The organism is Gilliamella sp. App4-10 (assembly GCF_001690495.1).
In the GTDB taxonomy this organism is placed as follows: domain Bacteria; phylum Pseudomonadota; class Gammaproteobacteria; order Enterobacterales; family Orbaceae; genus Gilliamella; species Gilliamella apicola_G.
Map to the genome: position 1 here is coordinate 40,435 of NZ_LZGS01000001.1, position 21,247 is coordinate 61,681.

Sequence of the window (21,247 nt, forward strand, 5' to 3'; positions counted from 1 at the left end):
AAATAGTTAATAATTGAGTTATTTATTGTGTTATAATTCTGAGCCTTAAAAATTTATTTGAATCAAGAGGAGCAATATGAACTTTTTAATCTCTAATGCTTATGCTGCAGATGGTAACCAACCAGGTGGCGACTATTTTCTACCAATTATGTTAGTTGTGTTTGGTTTATTTTTCTATTTTATGATTATGCGCCCACAACAAAAACGCGTTAAAGAATATCGTGAATTAATGGCATCAATTTCAAAAGGTGATGAAGTATTGACCAAAGGCGGGATTATTGGCCGCGTAGCAAAAGTTAACGAAAATGGTTACATTGCATTAGAATTAAACGAGACTAGTGAAATTGTGATCAAGCGTGACTATATCACATCAATTTTACCAAAAGGAACAATGAAATCACTATAATAGAGGTTATCTGTTATCATTCATTGTATTAATTACCTAATCCCACAAGAGAATATGTCGTGTTAAACCGCTATCCTTTGTGGAAGTACATCATGTTGGTCGTTGTCATTTGCCTCGGCCTTCTTTATGCACTTCCAAATATTTATGGTGAAGATCCTGCTATACAAATTTCAGGTACAAATACTGCTGAAATTAACGTTGCTACACAAGATAAGGTTAGAAAGCTTTTGGCTGATAATCATATCGAACCAAAATCATTGGTTTATGAAAATAAATCGATTTTAATTCGCGTTGGCGATAATGATACACAGCTTAAAGCAAAAGAGCTTATATCAGAAGCGCTAGGTGAACAGTATATTGTTGCATTGAATTTAGCACCAGCAACACCTGCGTGGCTGACAATGTTAGGTGCAGAGCCTATGAAGTTAGGTCTTGATTTGCGTGGTGGTGTTCACTTTTTAATGGAAGTCGATATGACGACCGCACTAAGTAAACTTACTGAACAATCTATCGAAAATATCAAAGCTGAATTTACTAATAGCACATTGAATTATAAAACGATCAGCAAAAATAGTAATCAGCAAATTGTATTGCAATTTGATAATACGGAAGATCGCAATAAAGCTATCACCAAGATCAATGGTTTATCGGACTACAAAGTTATTTCTCAAAGTGATAATAGTATTGTAATCAATGTCAGCGAACAACGTTTACAACAGGCTAAAAATGATGCTGTTGAGCAAAACACGACTATTTTACGTAATCGTGTTAATCAACTGGGTGTAGCTGAACCAATTGTTCAACGCCAAGGTGCAGATCGTATAGTGGTTGAATTACCAGGCATACAAGATACTGTATTAGCCAAGCGTATTTTAGGAGCAACGGCAACACTTGAATTTAGACAAGTTAACGAAGAGAGTACGCCTGATTTACCTGCTATTATCAATGGTGATATGCGTGTTCCTTATGGTTCAGAAATTCAGTATATGGAAAGCGGTCGCCCGGTTTTACTTTATAAACGTATTGTATTAACAGGGGATCATATTACTGATTCTTCATATCGCGCTAATCAATATGGTCAACCCGAAGTTGCAATTACCCTAGATGGCTCAGGCGGTAAAAAAATGTTTGATTTTACCAAAAAAAATCTGCATAAAGCGATGGCAACTTTATTTGTTGAATACAAAGACACTGGTAAGCGTGATGAAAACGACAAACCAATTCTTGAAAAACAAGAACGTGTTATTAATGTGGCGACTATTCAAGGTATTTTTAGTGATCGTTTCCAAGTGACCGGTATTGGTAATATTGATGAAGCTAAAAATTTATCACTATTACTGCGTGCAGGGGCATTAATTGCACCGATTCAAATTATTGAAGAACGAACAGTTGGGCCTTCAATGGGGCAAGAAAATATAACGCAAGGTTTAGAATCTTGCATATGGGGCTTAGTGATTTCTGTCATCTTTATGCTAGTAATGTACCGTCTGTTTGGTGTGTTTGCTAGCCTTGCATTAGTTGCAAACTTAATTTTAATTGTTGGTGCAATGTCTTTACTTCCTGGGGCAACGCTAAGCATGCCCGGTATTGCGGGTATTGTGTTAACTGTGGGTATGGCTGTTGATGCCAATGTACTAATTAATGAACGAATAAAAGAAGAACTCAGTAATGGGCGTGGCGTTCAGCATGCAATTAATGAAGGATATGCAGGTGCTTGGAGTAGTATTTTTGATGCTAACCTGACGACTTTAATTACGGCTATTATTCTTTATGCAGTTGGTACAGGATCAATTAAAGGATTTGCCATTACACTAGGCATTGGTATTGTAACATCAATGTTTACATCGATTGTCGGTACTCGTGCATTAGCCAATCTTATTTATGGCGGTCGTCGCGTTAATAAGTTATCAATTTAGAGGTTTATTGTGAGTATTACTAAAAAACAAAATCATGATGTTAGAGAATTAAATCATGGTCGCAGAGTCCTCGACTTTTTAAAATTTGGCTTTATTGCTTTTGTTATTTCAATGTTATTAGTTGTGGCGTCGTTTGTGGTTATTTTTGTTAAAGGATTTAATCTAGGACAAGATTTCACCGGCGGTACGACAGTAGAACTCACTGTAACAAAAGCCGTTAATCTTGATGACCTCCGTAACAGCTTACGCGATGCTGGCTATCACGAACCGATAGTACAATATTACGGCAGTAGTAAAGATATCATCATTAGATTACCTGCGGCTAAGCAAGAAGAAGGTAATGCCTCATCCACTATTGATAATGCATTAGGAACAAAAATTTCCAATTTAATCCATAAAGATATTGATGCAGAAGCTCAAATTAAACGGATTGAATTTGTGGGTCCAACTGTTGGTTCTGAACTTGCGCAAGATGGTGTTTTGGCAATCTGTGCCGCATTAGTGTGTATTTTAATCTATATTGCCTTTCGTTTTGAGTGGCGATTCGGTACAGGTGCAGTTGTTGCCTTAGCGCATGATGTTATCATCACCGCAGGTTATTTATCGCTATTTGAACGAGAACTTGATTTAACAATCATTGCTGCGATGTTATCGATTATTGGTTATTCTCTTAACGATACCATAGTTGTTTTCGACCGAATTCGCGAGAATTTTAGAAAGATTCGCCGAGCAGAACCTTACGATGTTATTAATATCTCGTTAACACAGACATTGCATCGTACTTTAATGACATCAGGTACAACTCTTGCAGTGGTCGTTATTCTGTATATCTTTGGCGGTTCAATGTTAAAAGGCTTCTCTGAAACATTAGGCGTTGGTATTGTGCTTGGTACAATCTCATCAATTTATGTAGCGGCTTATATGTCACTTAAATTGGGGGTAAAACGTGAACACTTTATGCCACCTAAAATTGAAGCCGAAGGTGCAGATCAACCTTCAATATTACGTTAATTATGTAAACTCTGCCATCAATGGGCAGAGTTTTATTTGGCTGTTTTTCAAACAAATAATATCAAATCGATTGACACTTATTATTTAGTTGCATATTATTAGCCACAGTTTTATCCCTTTCTATTTGGGGCCATAGCTCAGCTGGGAGAGCGCAACGCTGGCAGCGTTGAGGTCAGGGGTTCGATCCCCCTTGGCTCCACCAATTCAATAATCAGTAACATTCTTTAAAACTCACTAAAGTATATGTAAGGAGAATAATATGGCCTTTACAGAAACAGAACGACAGCAATTGATGGAGCTTAAATTTGTGGGTGCCAAAATTATTGAAAGACTTGAAGAGATGAGCTTTGATTCTTTCGATAAATTGCGTAATGCTAGTTTAGATGAAATCCTTAACAAAGGTGTATTATTAACAGGTTCAACTTGTTGGAAAAACAGTCATCAAGCAAAAACGGCAATAAGTAATATTTTGAGTTTAGTTAACAATACTTAATATTCCTTGTATAGGCGGTAAGTGCATCCAACTTTCTTTTCAATTGAATAATGATAATCAATTTTTTTGTTTCTTATCTATTTTTAAGATATTTATACTGAAACGTATAGTTACCTGAAACTTTTTACAAAAATTAATTATCTTTAGTGTTCAAGGAACAGCGGCATTTCGATGGAAGTACCATTTTCTAACTCAGTTTATTGCAACACATATAGGGAGCAGACTAATTATCGCTAATGGTTCTATAATTAATATGAAAAAGTAAAATTCCACCAATTTTTTAGTTTGATTTTTAATCATATTATTAGTAAATATATACATAATTAACTTGCATAAAATCCTATCTCTTTTGAGTAAAAAGTTGATTCTTTACCTTGTTCAATTAAGATAATAATGGCTTGAGGTCTATGTATTTGCAGTCTAATCTTTTCTAAGCTTTGCAGGTCAAGTTGTGGGATAGCCTTTTTTATTTTTTCCCATTTTGAAATGCTTAGTGGAACACGGCTTTGTTGCCACGCATATTCACTATTGGTGCAATAAGGTATTATTTTATCTTCGAGCTTATAAGCTAAATACAGATCGACGTTATCTTCTGATAGTCGGGTTGATAGCTCAATACTCTTTTCCCATCCGTCGCAAGAGGTTCGATTATACCCTCCATTAAACTTTAATAAACTCTGATTTGCGATCGAAGCTTGGCTAAGGGACTTTCCTTGTGCAGAATAAAAGGCTTCTTGTAATCCTGTTGGTGGTTCAATGTCTTGTGCATAAACTGACTCAATTAACAATCGGGCATCTTCTGGCATTTTGATAACGCGTTGAGTCAGTAATATTTTTTGGGTAAACCATAAATAAGCATGGTTAGGATAGACATAACTAGTATTGCGAAAGGTTGGATTATCAAGCCAATCTTTTTGGGGGTCGTCCTGCCAATGTGGCGCAAGTATAGTTAAAATGGGTTGTCCACGATCATCATAAGGCTGAATCTTTTTATCAAAAGGTTTAACATTACCTTGTTGATCTCGTACATGGCGCCTTAAACGGCCGGCACGTTGAATTAATAAATCTATTGGAGCAATATCACTAATCATTTCATCAAAATCAAGATCTAATGATTGTTCAATAACTTGAGTGGCAATAATAATTTTTCCGTGGCGAATATTACTGTTAGAAGTTTTGCCTGCCCATTTTAACGTTTTTTGTTCAATGTCGAGGCGATCACAAAAAGCAAAACGGCTATGAAAAAGTAATATATTATTGCTATCTATCTCTAACTTTAATTGCAATTGTTGATACAAACTAATTGCATCGTCAACACTGTTTTTGATCCAACAGATAATTTTACCTTGTGCTATTGTTTGACGAATTTTGCTTATACCGGCATCAATATCATTTATCCATTCGATTTTTACCTGACGTTTGACTTCATCTCGAGTATCTATTGCTTGTTCAATTAATCCATTATGATTCAATTGTGTCATCAGTGGAAAAGGTAATCGTTGATTTAAAGTGAGATTTGCTTGGCTAATGGTTAAACCTTTATAAAATGCATTAAGTAATTTTTCGCGTAAAAAATAGGGTAAAGTAGCAGTAAGAATAATGGCACTACCACCTTGTAAGGCATGATAATGTAATAGCGATTCTAATAATTTAACCATATAGCTGTCATAAGCATGAACTTCATCTAATATGAGTAACTTATGCCTTAGACCTAATAATCGTAATGATTGATGTTTAAATGGCATAACCGCCATTAATGCTTGATCCAAGGTACCGACACCAACCTCAGCCAATAACGCTTTTTTCCGAGTATCAACAAACCACTCCTGACACTCTGCACTAATGGTTTGTTCGCCTTTAGGATATTGCCGTTCACTATTATCTTCACTATTGATAATTGATTGATTAAATTTAGAATTCATATAGCTAGCACCATGTGCTAATACTAACGAAGGATGACTATCGGCCTGATAGAGTTGCCCATAAATTCCCGCTGTACGTTGATAAATGGCATTTGCGGTTGCTTGGGTTGGTAAGCCAATATAAATACCTTGGGCTTTTTTAGCTGTCATTAGTCTATGTGCTAAAACCATTGAGGCTTCGGTTTTTCCTGCTCCTGTCACATCTTCCATAATAAATAATTCCGGACCGGAATCAGACAATTGGCATGATAATGCTTGCTGTTGGAGTGGTGTGGGCTTTTCAATAAATGGAAATAAATTTTTGATATCAATAAAAGGGGCAATGGGCGTTGTTTTAGGTAGGGTGGATATTGCTTTTTCTGCTTGAATAAAGGCATGATTATGCCAATATTCAGAAAGCGACATCACTTGGGAACAAAATGGAAAAAACGATTCGTTAGATCCTAGCCAATCACTAATAACGGTTACACCAGCGATTAACCAACTTATTTGATTAAATTTTTTTCGCAATGATTTATCAAAAAAGAAAGACGGATAATCTGCTAATTTATACTCGCTAATAAAAAACGCATTAATGGCTTTAATATAATCTAATGCGGCTTGCTTATCTTGTCGATTAAATGATGAATTGCCATTTACCCCAAATACTGGTGGCTTGCCATGATGTCCAGTTATGATGAGTAACCATATATCCAAAAAACAGTTAATATTGCTATTATAGTTAGATAACTGAATTTCAGTTTTATCCATAAGAAAAGTATTCCATAACCAAAATCCAAGCGAATCATGTCTGGACATATATCTTTTAGCAGGATCGGCAGCAACAAGTTGCGGGTTATTGTGCTTAAATAACTGTTGAAACCCATTGGCAAATTTACCAATATCATGCCAAGCCAAAAAATAGGCAAACCAATGAGCTGCCTTTTCGTTATCTTGTGGAGCAAAACCTAATTGCATAAATAGCTCAGCTGAATTGAAATAGTTGTGTTTAACTATTTGGTATCCACAAGCGGCTACGTCTAAATTATGATAAGCCAGTAGATGATAGTTATCACTATTGGTGTTCTGGCGACATTTTCCCCAATATTGATAAAAAGATTTGCTCATTGAATTTTATTCCTTTTGTAAATAGGCGCTTTGCTTAAGGTATACAATGATTTCGTCAAAAGAATATTAACTATTTTATCTGTTTATATTGAAAAATATAAAGATAATTATTACATATAATTGATAATTGTTTTAATATAGTTTGTTTAATGTAAAAATAAAGGTATCTTTTTAGCTAATATTATCTATTATCATTTTAGATAAACTTTATTAATTAGGTTTTGCTCATTTAGTTGAAGTTTGGCAAAATAGATAGCCTAATTGGTAGATTATGATAGCCTTACATGATTTGGATATGTTAATAAAAATTAACATAAATATGCTATAGTTACGTAAAGCAGGAACGGAATTAGGATGATTAGCCGAATTAAACAACCTATAAAAACATTATTCATCTTGAGTTGCCTAAGTGGTATCGTCATTTGTTCTGCACCTGTTTTTGCCGATGAAGAACAACAAGTGATACCTCAAACTGAGGTAGAAGTTGAGGTTAATACTCAAGATTCATTACCCGCAGAGCAACAAATTGATATCGCAGGTCCTAAGCAGAAACATGAGAAATTTTATCACGAAACGGTTTTTTCGCTTTCAGGCCAACCCAAGTATCCTGATAATTTTCAGCATCTTGATTACGTCAATCCTAATGCCCCAAAAGGAGGTGTGATTAAACTGGCTGAAGTTGGTTCTTTTGACAATTTGAATCGCTTTGCTAGCCGTGGCGCTCCAGAAAGAAATTCGGCATCACTATATGATACCCTTTTTACTAATACTGCTGACGATATTACCAGTTTTTACCCACTTATTGCGACTTCAATAACTTATTCTGATAGTTACCGCTGGGCAGAAGTCTCAATTAACTCTAATGCACGTTTTCAAGATGGAAAGCCAATTACAGCGCAAGATGTTGAGTTTACCTTTCATAAATTTATGACCGAAGGCGTGCCTCAATATCGTGTTTATAATAAAGGCATTATGGTTAAGGCAATAGATGATTACCGTGTGCGTGTTGATATACCTGATTCCGATCGTGAAAAACTCCTTTCATTTGTTGGCAGTATGCGGGTTATTCCTAAACATTTTTGGCAAAACCATGATCTTTCTGAACCATTAAGCTCGCCGCCGATTGGTAGTGGACCTTACTATATTAGCGAATATAAATTAGGACAGTATGTTGTTTATCGACGTAATACGAATTATTGGGCGCGTGATTTGCCCATTAATAAAGGCTTAGATAATTTTGATGAAAAACGTATTGATTACTATATGGATGATAACGTTTCGCTAGAAGCCTTTAAAGCAGGTGAATATGATTTGCGAGCTGAAGATCAACCTAAAAACTGGTTTACTCAATATCAAGGCAAATATTTTGATTCTAATCATATTATTAAACAAGAAAAACCCGTGCAAACAGCAACAGATACTAAGTGGCTAGCGTTTAATTTACAAAAAGATCTATTTAAAGATGTTAAAGTGCGTGAAGCCATTACCTTGGCGTTTGATTTTGAATGGTTAAATCATGCCTTTTATTATGACAGTTACAAAAGACCTTATAGCTTTTTTGAAAATACGATATATGCAGCAACTGGTATGCCTAGTGAGCAAGAGCTAAAGTGGCTTAATGCTTACAAAGAGATTATTCCTAAGCGCGCTTTTGATAATGCCTATTATGTGCCAAAAAGCGATGGTCAGGGCTTTAATCGTGACAATTTGTTAAAGGCGACAGAATTATTAAAACAAGCCGGATGGGCGATCAAAGACGGTAAACTTATTAACACTAAAACACAACAACCATTTGAATTTGAACTGATCAGTTATCTTGGTAGCGATATTAAATATGCTATTCCCTTTCAAAAAAATCTGGCACGTTTGGGGATTATCATGAAAATTACCTTGTTAGATTCAGCACAACACTTACGTCGTGTTCGTGAGCGTGATTATGATATGGTTGCACGTGATTATTATGCTGTAAATTATCCAAGTTCGAGTTTGCTGGTACTGTGGGGAAGTGAGTATCTTAACTCATCATGGAATGCTTCAGGATTACATAACAAGGCTATTGATGGCATGATTGCTGAAATTACCAAGAATGTAGATAATCAAGATGAATTAGTGCCACTTGGGCGAGCACTTGATCGTATTTTAACGCATGAATATCCAATGATTCCTATGTGGTATAATAGTAAAACGTATTATGCATACTGGAACAAATTTGGGCAACCAGCTATACAACCGACTTATGCAATCGGGGTTGATAGCTGGTGGTATGATGCAAACAAAGCAGCTAGCCTGCCTAAAAATCGAGAACATTAATATGCTCAATTACCTTATTCGTCGATTGTTACTGATTGTTCCAACCTTGTTTGTGATTTTAACTATCAATTTTTTTATTGTGCAAGTGGCACCCGGTGGACCTGTCGATCAGGCGCTTGCTATAATTGAAAATGGACCGCAAACAGGGCAAGGGCTATTGCCGGGGAGTGGCGGTATATCTACATCAGTACAACAGTATAAAAATGAGTCGCACTATCGTGGATCACGAGGGCTTGATCCGCAAGTTGTTGCGATGATTGAAAAGCAGTATGGTTTTGATAAACCCCTATTTGAACGTTATATCGAAACGCTAAAGAAATACATATTATTTGATTTTGGTAACAGTTTTTTTAAAAGTGAATCGGTATTGGGCTTGATTGCCAAAAGTTTACCTGTTTCAATTTCATTGGGATTATGGAGTACGTTAATTGTTTACCTAATCTCAATTCCTTTAGGTATTCGCAAAGCAGTAAAAGATGGTACGGTATTTGATTTTTGGTCAAGTACCTTAATTATTATTGGCTATGCCATACCGCCTTTTTTATTAGCAGTGTTGTTAATTGTGCTATTTGCTGGTGGAAGTTATTGGGATGTTTTTCCACTCCGTGGACTTATTTCGAATCATTTTGATCAACTTGATTTTTTAGGCAAAGTGAAAGATTACGCATGGCATATTTGTTTACCTACTATTGCAATGGTCATTGGCGGTTTTGCATCACTTACCATGTTGACTAAGAATTCATTTTTAGATGAAATCCGTAAACAGTATGTCATAACCGCACGTGCTAAAGGATTAAGCGAAAGAAAAATTATGTATAAACATGTTTTTCGTAATGCCACGTTACTGATTGTATCGGGTTTTCCGGCTGCTTTTGTTGGTATTTTATTTACGGGTTCGTTGCTAATTGAAATTATTTTTTCGCTTAATGGGCTTGGTTTATTGGGTTATGAGGCAATTATTCAACGTGATTATCCTGTCATTTTTGGATCTCTGTACATTTTTACATTAATAGGGCTTATTACTAAACTGTTATCCGATTTATCTTATATGATGATTGATCCACGTATTGACTTTGAGGCGCACAATTAATGACCAGCAACTCTTCTATTAATCAGCAACGTTGGCAACGATTTAAACATAATCGCCGTGGATATTATTCACTCTGGTTATTTTCGATTTTTTTTGTGATTAGCCTATTTGCTGATTTTATTGTTAACGATAGGCCCATTTTTATTAAATATCAGGATAATTACTATTTACCGATTTTTCATTGTTATCCCGAAACGGAATTTGGAGGACAATTTGAAACACAAACCAATTACCTTGATCCTGCCGTACAAGAAAAAATAGAAGCGAATGGCTGGATTATATGGCCGCCGTTTCGCTATAGTTATAGTACATTAATCTATGATACGCCAAACACCTTCCCAACTCCGCCTTCGGTATCGCACTGGTTAGGTACTACGGATGCGGGTTTTGATGTACTCGCCAATATCTTATATGGTTTTCGTATTTCGATGTTTTTTGCGATTTTTTTGACATTGTTTACCTCTGTTATTGGTGTCATCATTGGTGCAATTCAAGGTTATTATGGTGGAACAGTAGACTTGATAGGGCAGCGATTTATTGAAATTTGGTGTGGTTTGCCGGGTTTATTTGTGATTATTTTATTAGCCAGCATTTTGCCACTTGATTTTTGGTGGTTGCTGGGTATTACTGTTTTATTTGGTTGGATGGGATTAGCTGGAATTGTACGTACTGAATTTTTACGTACTCGTAATTTTGATTATATCCGCGCGGCGAGAGCAATGGGGGTTAGTGATAGTAAAATTATATTTCGTCACATTTTGCCCAATGCGATGGTAGCAACATTAACTTTTTTACCTTTTATTCTTTGTGGATCAATTACCACTTTGACATCGCTAGATTTTTTGGGCTTTGGTTTACCGATTGATTCGCCCTCTTTAGGTCGCCTGTTGCTACAAGGTAAAAATAATTTACAAGCTCCTTGGCTTGGTCTCAGTTCATTTTTAATTATTGCAACTTTGCTTTCACTACTCATTTTTATTGGTGAGGCAGTGAGGGATGCATTCGATCCAAACAAAGGAGCGTATCGATGAGTTCTCCTTTATTATCCGTTCAGGATTTAAGTATTGCTTTTAAATGTAGTGCACAAAAGATATCTCAAGTTGTGAGTAATATCAGCTTTGATATTCATGAACAAGAGACTTTGGCTCTAGTTGGTGAGTCAGGTTCAGGTAAAAGTGTTACTGCTTTGTCTATCCTGCGGTTGTTACGTAAAGAGCAAGTAGTTTATCCAACTGGCGACATTTGGTTTGAAGAAAAATCTTTATTACATGCGCCAGATAAAGAACTTCGTCAGGTACGTGGCAATCAAATTAGTATGATCTTCCAAGAACCGATGGTGTCATTAAATCCTTTACATACGGTTGAAAAACAGCTTTATGAAGTTCTGGCGTTACATCGTGGTATGCGTCGAAATGTTGCTCGTAGTGAAATTTTGCAATATCTTGATCGCGTAGGCATTAAAGAACCAAAAAGTAAATTGTCGGCTTACCCTCACCAGCTATCAGGTGGTGAAAGGCAGCGTGTTATGATCGCGATGGCCATTTTAACTCATCCTAAATTATTGATAGCAGACGAACCCACCACCGCTTTAGATGTGTCAGTGCAGGCACAAATTATTCAGTTATTAAAAGAGTTGAAGAGAGAACTGAATATGAGCATGCTATTTATTTCGCATAATCTTAATATTGTGAAAAAGCTAGCCGATAAAGTGGCGGTTATGCAACAAGGCAAAATTGTTGAATATAATAATAAGCAGCGTATCTTTTTACGTCCAGAACATGAATATACTCAAACACTATTAAATTCAGAGCCCGGTGGCAATCCTGTACCATTACCTAATACATCAGGGATATTACTTAATGTTAATCACCTTGGTGTTGAAGTGGTTGCCAAAAAAGGTTTGTTTAGCAGCCACAAGAAGGTTATTGTCAATAACATTGGTTTTGCTGTGCATCAAGGTGAAACAGTCGGAATTGTGGGTGAATCAGGGTCGGGGAAAAGCACTATTGCGCTAGCTGTTTTGCGCTTGGTTAAATCACAGGGCGATATTGTATTTGATAGTTATCCAATACAAAATTTAACTGGTAAAAAGCTGTTGCCGTTTCGAAGTCGTATGCAAGTTGTGTTTCAAGATCCGTTTTCATCACTTAATCCACGTTTTAATGTTGAGCAAATTATTAGTGAAGGTTTAATGACGCACAAAAAATTTAGTAAAGCTCGACGAGAGCAAGAAGTCATTAGTATTATGCACGAAGTTGGTCTTGCTCCAGATATGCGTTATCGCTATCCAACCGAGTTTTCGGGTGGGCAACGCCAGCGAATAGCTATTGCTCGAGCCTTAATTTTACAGCCAGAATTATTAATTTTAGATGAGCCTACTTCATCATTAGATCATACTACGCAAAAACAAATTATTAATTTACTCAAGTCGTTACAAGAAAAACATAAACTTAGCTATTTGTTTATTAGCCATGATTTAGCGTTGGTTTACTCTATGTGTCATCAGGTTGTTGTTATGAAAGAAGGTAACATTATTGAACAAGGTTCGCGTGAAAAGATCTTTTATTCTCCTGAACACGAATATACTAAGGCATTGCTTTCATTTTTAGATAAACCACCTCGCAAAGCAAATAAAACATTGATACATGCAGACAAAGCTGAAAAATTTGTTCATAAAGATCATACTCAACAAGATCAGCAGCAAGCTAAGAAGGACGACAGTAAGATCAACTGGAACGATGCTCTATTAATGCGAAAAAAATGAATATACAAAACAATAGGTTAATAATAGCTTTTATTATAACCCATTGTTAATAATTCAATATACCAATCTATTTAACAGGTTCATTATGCAAAAACGAATACTCCCTTTTTTATTAACACCCTGTTTATCACTCATTTCAATAAATGCTATAGCGTTAACTTGCAGTGATAATTCTACTCAAAATATAGTTGAAGCAAATAACTATATTTTTCAAATCCTCAATTATATTGATTCACCCGTAAAAGGTATCAAGCAAGAGGTTAGAACCTCAACCACCCAATTGGGGAATGATGCTATGTCGACAGCTAAACACTCGCTAGAATATGACCCTAATGGACTTATTATACAAAGCCATTATGATCTTTACTCAAATAAAAAAAAACGAATTTATTCTGAACACTTACAAAAAAATAAATCCAGTTGGATAAATATCATTGAAGATGTAGAAGATAAAACCAATAGCATTGTCCAATTTAATACCGACGAACAAGGCAAGATTGTAATATCACAACAGACTAAAAAAGCTGTCGATTTTGTTTTTTTTGAAACCGATAATTACCTGTATGATAGGAATAATTGCCTTATCAATAAAAATGTACAATGGCAGCTTAAAGAAATTGATAAGAGTGGTAAATATACAGGAGCAGACCAAAAAGGAGCTTCAATCTATACGTTTGGGTATCAAGAACAGCAGTTGGCTAAAGTGTTGTATCAATTTAGCAATAATATGAAAAATGAGAGTGATTTTTCGTATCAATATGATAACGATCATCATCGATTAAGTACTATAGAAATTTCTTATTTATCGGCAGGCAAAGATGCGGCACATTATGTAACTAAATTTTTAACTTTTAACGAAAAAAACGATTGGATTACGGCAAGTAAAGTTAAAAATAATAAACAAACTAACATTATACGAGAACTTACTTATTATTAGTTTTCAAAGATACAAAAAGCGTTATTTTGTGAATAACGCTTTTTGTCTTTCCCAATCCAACCATGCTAGCTATGTTTGAATGAACAGTATATAAATAGCATGTATTGTCCATGCTAATGCTAAACCAACAGTCAGTAACTTTTCACGTTTTGGATGGATTTTATTTTCATGTAAAATAGCTAAAATTTGTTGTAATCCACACCAGATAGGCAATGAAATCATCAAACATAAAAATACCTTGCCGATTTCTGTATTGGCTATTTTAAGAATATAAGAGCGTGTTGCCGCATCGCCAAAAGGAATAATATAAGCCATCATTACCAGCATAACAGGTGAAAAAATAGCCACCCAAGTACCACCTAAAGTAAATAGTCCTTTTATGATTTTCCCATTAGTGCTTTTAGTTTGAATTTCTTGGTTTTTCATTGATCAAATACCACTTATTTTAAAATAAATAATAGTAAATAAGCTGATACAGACATGGTTATCAGCCACAACCCTACAATGAATAAATAGGTTAGTGATTTTTTATCTGTACGAGATGAAAATATCGTTTTAGCAACAGAATTGTACCAACTTATTGAATGGAAAAGGGTAATCAATAACGCAACGCAATTAAGCACGATAACAACAGGACTACGCAAAAAGAAGATAAAACGATAAAATTCATCTTGTCCAACGGCATTAGTGTACATACAGATCACTCCATACATTAACACTAAGCTTACCCAAATCATTGAAAAAGGGACTAATTTATGTATGATAGCAATAATAAAAGGGCGCTTTATATCGGCTTGAACAGCATTAAGGTAATTGTTGTTATTTTGTTGATTCATAAATCTCTCTAGGTTGCATTATGGTTTATGCTAGTAATGTTTGATTGGGTTAGAGCTTTCACTTCATTATTATAATGGCTAATGTGCTTTATGTCGCTATTTTATGGTAGGCATGATATAGGCTTTTGTTATTGTGATGCTTCGCACAAAGTGCGCGAAGTTAAAATTAGCTATTAAGCCTTAAATATAGCATATTTTGGGAAGTCGTTTTTTATATCTTGCAAAAGCGTAAATGCAGCGCTCATTTTTGCCAATGAATAATAGCCAAAAGTAAAAAATTTTGTTTAACTATCATCATTAGAAGGAAAACCCCACTAGGTGTGGGGAACTTGATATAATTATTACTTACGGATGGTTTATCCCTATTAAGATAAGGAACTATCATAAATAATGTTTTATTTTATCATAAAAGAAATGTTTATTTCAGTGAAATATTAAATTTTTTTATTATTACTAACGGACTTTTATTTTTTTGTTGTCTTATCCGTTTTGTTATGCTAAATTGAGAATGGCTAGAACAATTTAGCTTTTAGCATTGTATGTAATAGCCATAGGAATGAGAGCCCTCGATTATACATGCATTGCTAAAATTCTCAATTATTAATTTATAGGAGATTAACTTTGAATTTTATAAAATATCTTATTTATTTACAAAGAGCAGTGCAAAAAAGTAGACAATTCTGTAAGAAAGTCAGGGCTATTGAAATCAAACTAAAAATAGATGGGCAAGAAACTCGATCTTATTGTTTAAGTATGGAGATCAATAAACAACCCCTCGACCGTTTAAATTAATTAAGTTAAAACCGATAAGCGGAACAGCTAAAGTTCTGCTTATATTAAAAATTATAAATAAGGAGTATAGTTTGTCTTCTTTCTCGCTTTTAGACGAAAAATGGATTCCAGTTATCCATTTTGATGGTCATGTTAGTAAGATTAAACCTAGCCAAATCGCTGATGAAACTATTTCCGATTTAGCCTATTTTAGATCTGATTTTCAAGGTGCTGCTTACCAGTTTCTTATTGGTTTATTGCAAACCACTTTTTCTCCAGAAGATAATGATGAGTGGATTGACTATTGGGATGATGGCATTTCGCAATCTGATTTAGATGAAGCATTTGACCAAGTTAAATCGGCTATGCAATTTGGCGCAAATAAACCTGCCTTTATGCAGGATTTCACGAAATTAGATGGCAATGCTTTACCAATATCGGGTTTATTAGTTGAAGCACCAGGTGAAAACGCATTAAAGAAAAACACCGACCACTTTATCAAACGTGATTTTGTCAAGGCAATTTGCCCACATTGTGCAGCAATGGCACTATTTACTTTACAAACTAATGCACCCTCAGGCGGTCAAGGACATCGAGTGAGTTTACGTGGTGGTGGACCGATAACAACGTTGATTATGCCTGAACTGAATCAACCAACACCATTATGGAAAAAATTGTGGTTAAACGTAATACCATTAGATGATGATAAACCACGCCAATATGATGAATCTGTTTTTCCATGGCTCAATACTACCAAAACCAGTGAACCACCGAAGAATCTAAGTTTACTTCCTGAGCAAGCTAATTATTGCCAAGCTTTTTGGGGAATGCCACGACGAATTGAACTTGATTTTGAACAGACCCAGCAAGGGGAATGTGATCTGTGTGGCGAAACCTCGTCACAATTAATTACCCAATATCAAACAAAAAATTACGGTATTCAATATCAACATTGGCGACATCCTTTAACGCCATACCGAATTGATAACAAAACGGGCGAACCGTTAGCCATTAAAGGTCAACCTGGCGGTTTAGTTTATCGCGATTGGCTTGGTATGGTAACAAAGCATGATAATGTTGAAGCCGCAAAAGTGACCATCATCAATGAAGTACGTAGGCTAAAAGGCGACAAAAAATATCGCTTATGGTGCTTTGGTTATGATTTTGACAATATGAAAGCACGTTGCTGGTATGAACATACTTTCCCTGTATATCCTGCTTTAGCCGATCCTGACAGTGATGTAGAAGAGCTTATTGCACTGGCATTAGAATTAAGTAAGGAATCGTTACCCATACTACGTAAAGCTATGGCAACAATCAATAAACAATCAAGTGTATTAGATATTGCGTATTGGAAAGAAACTGAACCGGCATTTTATCTATTTGTAAAACAACTTATTGATCAAAAAGATAATCCAGATGGTCGATTCCATTTGTTATCAAATTGGGCAAATACTTTACTAAATTATATCATTCAAATCTATGATAAAGCAGCGTTTGCTAACCCTGATGACCAGTTGGTTGCATCCCAAAAAATCAGTGCTAGAGAAAAGTTACTTATTGATTTTAATAAACTTAAGTATGTCAAAAAGATAAAAAATACCAAATAGCCTTGTTTGTGGATAGGGAGAACAGTATGTCAAACAATCTTATGAAAAAGACAATTATATTAAATGAAAGCCACAAAAAATGTATTAACGAATGGTTTTCAATGCTGCAACAAAGGTCATATCCTTTTAATGGTGGCACCCATAATGGGCGAAAATTACAAGCTGAATTACGTCGGGCGACATTACCTTTTGGGGTCATGTTACATGAAGGGTATTTTTGTTTAGCCAACGCATTATTTAACGATACTCACGGATTAACTCCAACCCCTGCTCATCAGCAGGCATTAGCAATATTTGTTGCAGTTGCTGCTTTTACACGTGCTAATAATGAGAAAGTTCCCTTTGCTGCACAATTAAGCGAAAGGGCAAAAGGCGGAGAGCGTAATATTCTGTCTCCTTTACGATTTCAGCAATTACAAGCCAGCGAAACACCTGAAGAGTTTTGTCGACGATTAATTCGTGCCGTCAAATTACGTGGTGAACAGGGGATAAACCTTTTTTCACTTGCTGATGGCATCTTTTTGTGGGTGCAAGAGCAGCATAATCGACCACGAAATTTATCTCCAGAAATCAATCCATTTGAACGCCTTTCCGTTCGTTGGGCGATGGATTACTATTCGACTAAAAAATTACCTAAGGAATAACAACAATGACAACATTTATTCAATTACACTTATTGACTGCTTATGCACCATCTAATTTGAACCGTGATGAACTTGGTCGACCAAAAACTGCAAAAATGGGCAACACTGATCGATTACGCATTTCATCGCAAAGTTTAAAAAGAGCATGGCGAACCTCGGATTACTTTTATCAATCATTAAGTGACAATATAGGTATACGTTCGCGTCGATTTGCGCGAGATTGGGTTTATAAAAATATGTTTGATCAAGGCATTTCTGAAAAAATTGCGAAAGCGAGTGCCATTAAAATTGCTGCACAATTTGGTAAAGTAAAAAATGAAAAATCCCCCAAAGATCCACTGGATAATTTGGAAATTGAACAATTGGTGCATATTAGTAGCAATGAAAAACAAGCCATTGATCAATTAGTAGACGTATTAATTAATGAAAATCGTGAGCCGACCGATGCAGAAGTTAAATTACTTCGCAAAGAAAATAGTAGTGTTGATATTGCTTTATTTGGACGAATGTTAGCCGATAGCCCGGCATTTAATGTTGAAGCTGCCTGCCAAGTCTCTCATGCTTTAGGAGTTAGTACCGTCACTATTGAAGATGACTTTTTTACCGCAGTGGATGATTTAAATAAGAATGAGGAAGATGCCGGCTCAGGGCATTTAGGTGAACGTGGTTTTGCTTCAGCCCTGTTTTATACTTACATCTGTATTAGCCGTGATTTATTGTTAGAAAATCTAAATGGCGATGAAGTATTGGTTGAAAAAACATTAAAAGCCTTAACCGAAGCTGCGACGAAAGTGGCACCAACCGGTATGCAAAATAGTTTTGCATCAAGGGCTTATACTTCTTACTTATTGATTGAAAAAGGTGCTCAGCAACCTCGTTCGTTAGCGGTTGCCTATTTTAACCCAATTCGTAGCGACGATATGGTTAATGATGCGATTGCGCATTTAGAACAACAACTTGATAAATTTGATAAAGTGTATGGTCAATGTGCTGATAGCCGTTACGTGCTCAATACTGAAAAATGTGAAGGAACCTTAACTGCTGCACTAGATTTTGTTGCACAAAAATAAGGAGCAACCAAGGTGATAAAACATCTTATTTTTCAAATTTATTCGCCATTAACATCATGGGGTGAACCTGCTATTGGCGAGGTTCGCCATAGCAACGATATACCTTCACGCTCGGCTTTATTAGGCCTAGTTGCGGCGGCATTAGGTATTCGGCGTGAAGACAATAAACTCGATATTTTTAATCAGCATTATCAATTTGCGATACGTCCATTTAAAGCAAAGAGCAGTTGGTTTAGAGATTTTCAAACCGTCCAAGTCCCCAGAGCAAATAAAAAACAGTTATTATATACCCGTTTTGATGAAATTCGTCGCAATCCTAATGAATTAGAAACCCTACTTTCACAGCGTGAATATTATAACGACATTTATTATCAAATTGTGATGACAGAAACCAAAGGTGCTCCCTACGGTGTGCAGCAAATACAACAAGCATTATTAACACCTATTTTTCCATTATATGTAGGCAGAAAAAACTCGCCATTGGCACTACCTTTATCGCCTGTGCTCTATGAAGGAACGCTTGGTGATGCGTTTATTTTTGCGGATAAACATTATCAACAATATCATCAACGCGATCCTGTCATTAGTGATTTGTTAAACAGTATTGCTGATGAGTATTATTGGGAACATAAAGATCAAGATGCCGATTTTGAGATAATAAAAATTCAGCGTCGGCAAGATCAACCAATAAAGCGTAATTGTTGGTATTTTGAACCACGCCTGCAATATTCAGGATATTTAAAAAGGAGCAAATAGATGTATTTTTCTCGAGTTACCCTAAAACTAGATCGGCTCCCTTACGTCATGCAGCAAAAGATGCAGTATGCTGGTCAATATGCGATTCATCAATGGTTATGGCAACTGTTCCCTAATCAAGAAAAACGGACATTCTTGTTTCGCGAAGAAGCAACAAGACAAAGTAGATACTACTATCTGTTATCTGAGGTTGCACCGATAAAAGATCATCAACTATTTGTTGTTGAAACAAAGCCCTATGCCCCACAATTAACCACCGGAATGAAATTAATGTTTTCACTGCGTGCTAATCCTATTATTTTTAAAAATGGTAAACGCAGTGATGTGATGATGAATGCCAAATTTTTGGCAAAACAGCAAGGGCAATCATCGTCAATAGAGATAAACGTTTTACAGAATCAAGCCGCATTAAATTGGTTAGTTAATCAAGGTGAAAAAAGAGGATTTTCACTTATGCAAAGGACAGGGCAACAACCTAAATGTAATATTATTGGTTATTATCAACATCGATTTAAAAAGAAAGCAGATGCTAAACCTATTACTTTTAGTAGTGTTGATTTTCAAGGGATTTTAACGGTCACGCATCCTGAACTTTTTTCAGATACGCTCTATCAAGGAATTGGTAAAAGTAAAGGGTTTGGTTGTGGCTTATTCTTGATCAAACGCTATCAATAGGGAAACTAAAATGGTATATGTTCCACTTAATCCTATTCCACTCAAAAATAGAACATCGATGATATTTTTACAATATGGACAAATTGATGTGTTAGATGGTGCATTTGTTCTGATTGATAAAACAGGCGTTAGAACCCATATTCCCGTGGGTTCTATTGCTTGTATTATGTTGGAACCCGGCACAAGAGTCTCTCATGCAGCTGTCAAATTAGCTGCAACGGTAGGAACATTGCTAGTTTGGGTTGGTGAAGCCGGCGTTCGAATGTATTCATCTGGACAGCCCGGTGGTGCGCGATCGGATAAGCTGCTTTATCAAGCAAAATTAGCGTTAGATGATGATTTACGTTTAAAAGTCGTCAAAAAGATGTTTGAACTTCGTTTTGGCGAACCGGCACCAACTAGACGCTCGGTTGATCAGCTCAGAGGTATAGAAGGGGCACGCGTACGCGAAACCTATTCATTGCTAGCTAAACGCTATCATGTGAAATGGCATGGTCGAAAGTATGACCCTAAAGATTGGGAAAAAGGTGATAAAGTCAATCAGTGCATTAGTGCCGCAACATCTTGCTTATATGGTATCACTGAAGCTGCAGTTCTGGCTGCCGGCTATGCGCCAGCGATTGGTTTTGTGCATAGCGGAAAGCCACTCTCTTTTGTTTATGACATAGCAGATATTATTAAATTTGATACGGTTGTGCCCAAAGCATTTGAAATAGCCGCTAAAAAAATCCCTGATCCCGATCGTGAAGTACGTATTGCATGCCGTGAAATTTTTAGAAGTCAAAAAACATTATCTAAATTAATCCCATTGATTGAAGATGTCTTATCAGCCGGAGGAATTGAACCGCCATTACCACCTGACGATGTTCAGCCTCCAGCTATTCCTGAACCTAAATCGCTTGCCGATACTGGCTTTAGGAGTCACTAAT

Annotated in this window: 18 protein-coding genes and 1 tRNA gene; 16 read left to right on the forward strand and 3 right to left on the reverse strand. The window is 35.9% G+C overall.

The features are described from left to right. The first annotated feature begins 76 nt into the window (after positions 1–76). The 5 genes from yajC (at position 77) to A9G23_RS00210 (ending at position 3,826) form a co-directional block, all read left to right on the forward strand. A complete protein-coding gene (gene yajC / locus A9G23_RS00190; protein ID WP_065585701.1) occupies positions 77–406 on the forward strand; it encodes a preprotein translocase subunit YajC in 330 nt (109 codons plus the stop codon). Between the two features lie 59 nt (positions 407–465). Beyond that, positions 466–2,322, forward strand: coding sequence for a protein translocase subunit SecD (gene secD, locus A9G23_RS00195; protein ID WP_081296868.1), 1,857 nt, complete (start codon positions 466–468; stop codon positions 2,320–2,322). Between the two features lie 15 nt (positions 2,323–2,337). Further along, complete coding sequence (gene secF, locus A9G23_RS00200) at positions 2,338–3,333, forward strand: protein translocase subunit SecF (RefSeq protein ID WP_065585768.1); 996 nt, start codon at positions 2,338–2,340, stop codon at positions 3,331–3,333. Positions 3,334–3,459: 126 nt separating this feature from the next. Beyond that, positions 3,460–3,535 (forward strand) — tRNA-Ala (locus A9G23_RS00205). A gap of 57 nt (positions 3,536–3,592) precedes the next feature. Further along, positions 3,593–3,826: a hypothetical protein gene (locus tag A9G23_RS00210; protein WP_065585703.1), complete on the forward strand. Its 234-nt coding sequence runs from the start codon at positions 3,593–3,595 to the stop codon at positions 3,824–3,826. 323 nt (positions 3,827–4,149) lie between these two features. Here A9G23_RS00210 and A9G23_RS00215 read toward each other — a convergent pair whose 3' ends face one another. Continuing rightward, positions 4,150–6,855 carry a CRISPR-associated helicase/endonuclease Cas3 gene (locus tag A9G23_RS00215; protein ID WP_065585704.1) on the reverse strand — a complete coding sequence of 902 codons (2,706 nt, stop codon included), beginning with the start codon at positions 6,853–6,855 and terminating at the stop codon, positions 4,150–4,152. Positions 6,856–7,209: 354 nt separating this feature from the next. Between A9G23_RS00215 and A9G23_RS00220 the strand changes: the two genes are divergently transcribed. The 5 genes from A9G23_RS00220 (at position 7,210) to A9G23_RS00240 (ending at position 13,956) form a co-directional block, all read left to right on the forward strand. Next, positions 7,210–9,165, forward strand: coding sequence for an extracellular solute-binding protein (locus tag A9G23_RS00220; protein ID WP_081296869.1), 1,956 nt, complete (start codon positions 7,210–7,212; stop codon positions 9,163–9,165). Position 9,166: 1 nt separating this feature from the next. Beyond that, complete coding sequence (locus A9G23_RS00225; protein WP_065585705.1) at positions 9,167–10,255, forward strand: microcin C ABC transporter permease YejB; 1,089 nt, start codon at positions 9,167–9,169, stop codon at positions 10,253–10,255. Then, the gene (locus tag A9G23_RS00230; RefSeq protein ID WP_065585706.1) at positions 10,255–11,286 is read left to right on the forward strand and encodes an ABC transporter permease; all 1,032 of its coding nucleotides are present in this window, start codon (positions 10,255–10,257) and stop codon (positions 11,284–11,286) included. Before A9G23_RS00225 ends, A9G23_RS00230 begins: the two co-directional genes overlap by 1 nt. Next, positions 11,283–13,019 carry a microcin C ABC transporter ATP-binding protein YejF gene (yejF, locus tag A9G23_RS00235; protein WP_065585707.1) on the forward strand — a complete coding sequence of 579 codons (1,737 nt, stop codon included), beginning with the start codon at positions 11,283–11,285 and terminating at the stop codon, positions 13,017–13,019. The genes A9G23_RS00230 and yejF overlap by 4 nt, the downstream gene beginning before the upstream one ends. An 85-nt stretch (positions 13,020–13,104) precedes the next feature. Beyond that, on the forward strand, positions 13,105–13,956 hold the full coding sequence (locus A9G23_RS00240) for a hypothetical protein (protein ID WP_065585708.1): 852 nt from the start codon (positions 13,105–13,107) through the stop codon (positions 13,954–13,956). Between the two features lie 69 nt (positions 13,957–14,025). Here A9G23_RS00240 and frdD read toward each other — a convergent pair whose 3' ends face one another. Together frdD and A9G23_RS00250 are read right to left on the reverse strand one after the other, a co-directional pair. Beyond that, the gene (gene frdD, locus A9G23_RS00245) at positions 14,026–14,382 is read right to left on the reverse strand and encodes a fumarate reductase subunit FrdD (RefSeq protein ID WP_065585709.1); all 357 of its coding nucleotides are present in this window, start codon (positions 14,380–14,382) and stop codon (positions 14,026–14,028) included. Positions 14,383–14,396: 14 nt separating this feature from the next. After that, on the reverse strand, positions 14,397–14,792 hold the full coding sequence (locus A9G23_RS00250; protein WP_065585710.1) for a hypothetical protein: 396 nt from the start codon (positions 14,790–14,792) through the stop codon (positions 14,397–14,399). An 863-nt stretch (positions 14,793–15,655) separates the two neighbouring features. Between A9G23_RS00250 and casA the strand changes: the two genes are divergently transcribed. The 6 genes from casA to cas1e are packed head-to-tail and all read left to right on the forward strand — an operon-like array spanning position 15,656 to position 21,246. Then, a complete protein-coding gene (gene casA, locus A9G23_RS00255) occupies positions 15,656–17,173 on the forward strand; it encodes a type I-E CRISPR-associated protein Cse1/CasA (RefSeq protein ID WP_065585711.1) in 1,518 nt (505 codons plus the stop codon). Between the two features lie 26 nt (positions 17,174–17,199). Further along, the gene (gene casB / locus A9G23_RS00260; RefSeq protein ID WP_065585712.1) at positions 17,200–17,817 is read left to right on the forward strand and encodes a type I-E CRISPR-associated protein Cse2/CasB; all 618 of its coding nucleotides are present in this window, start codon (positions 17,200–17,202) and stop codon (positions 17,815–17,817) included. A 5-nt stretch (positions 17,818–17,822) separates the two neighbouring features. Beyond that, the gene (gene cas7e, locus A9G23_RS00265) at positions 17,823–18,887 is read left to right on the forward strand and encodes a type I-E CRISPR-associated protein Cas7/Cse4/CasC (RefSeq protein WP_065585713.1); all 1,065 of its coding nucleotides are present in this window, start codon (positions 17,823–17,825) and stop codon (positions 18,885–18,887) included. A gap of 12 nt (positions 18,888–18,899) precedes the next feature. Then, the gene (gene cas5e / locus A9G23_RS00270; RefSeq protein WP_065585714.1) at positions 18,900–19,643 is read left to right on the forward strand and encodes a type I-E CRISPR-associated protein Cas5/CasD; all 744 of its coding nucleotides are present in this window, start codon (positions 18,900–18,902) and stop codon (positions 19,641–19,643) included. Then, positions 19,644–20,318, forward strand: a complete 675-nt coding sequence (gene cas6e / locus A9G23_RS00275; RefSeq protein ID WP_065585715.1) for a type I-E CRISPR-associated protein Cas6/Cse3/CasE — start codon at positions 19,644–19,646, stop codon at positions 20,316–20,318. Between the two features lie 10 nt (positions 20,319–20,328). Then, on the forward strand, positions 20,329–21,246 hold the full coding sequence (gene cas1e / locus A9G23_RS00280; RefSeq protein WP_065585716.1) for a type I-E CRISPR-associated endonuclease Cas1e: 918 nt from the start codon (positions 20,329–20,331) through the stop codon (positions 21,244–21,246). Position 21,247: the final 1 nt, after the last annotated feature.

Coding starts and splice junctions, on each gene's coding strand:
- yajC (WP_065585701.1), top strand. CDS start 77: ATGAACTTTTTAATCTCTAATGCTTATGCTGCAGATGGTAACCAACCA.
- A9G23_RS00210 (WP_065585703.1), top strand. CDS start 3,593: ATGGCCTTTACAGAAACAGAACGACAGCAATTGATGGAGCTTAAATTT.
- A9G23_RS00215 (WP_065585704.1), bottom strand. CDS start 6,855: ATGAGCAAATCTTTTTATCAATATTGGGGAAAATGTCGCCAGAACACC.
- A9G23_RS00220 (WP_081296869.1), top strand. CDS start 7,210: ATGATTAGCCGAATTAAACAACCTATAAAAACATTATTCATCTTGAGT.
- A9G23_RS00225 (WP_065585705.1), top strand. CDS start 9,167: ATGCTCAATTACCTTATTCGTCGATTGTTACTGATTGTTCCAACCTTG.
- A9G23_RS00230 (WP_065585706.1), top strand. CDS start 10,255: ATGACCAGCAACTCTTCTATTAATCAGCAACGTTGGCAACGATTTAAA.
- yejF (WP_065585707.1), top strand. CDS start 11,283: ATGAGTTCTCCTTTATTATCCGTTCAGGATTTAAGTATTGCTTTTAAA.
- A9G23_RS00240 (WP_065585708.1), top strand. CDS start 13,105: ATGCAAAAACGAATACTCCCTTTTTTATTAACACCCTGTTTATCACTC.
- frdD (WP_065585709.1), bottom strand. CDS start 14,382: ATGAAAAACCAAGAAATTCAAACTAAAAGCACTAATGGGAAAATCATA.
- A9G23_RS00250 (WP_065585710.1), bottom strand. CDS start 14,792: ATGAATCAACAAAATAACAACAATTACCTTAATGCTGTTCAAGCCGAT.
- casB (WP_065585712.1), top strand. CDS start 17,200: ATGTCAAACAATCTTATGAAAAAGACAATTATATTAAATGAAAGCCAC.
- cas7e (WP_065585713.1), top strand. CDS start 17,823: ATGACAACATTTATTCAATTACACTTATTGACTGCTTATGCACCATCT.
- cas6e (WP_065585715.1), top strand. CDS start 19,644: ATGTATTTTTCTCGAGTTACCCTAAAACTAGATCGGCTCCCTTACGTC.
- cas1e (WP_065585716.1), top strand. CDS start 20,329: ATGGTATATGTTCCACTTAATCCTATTCCACTCAAAAATAGAACATCG.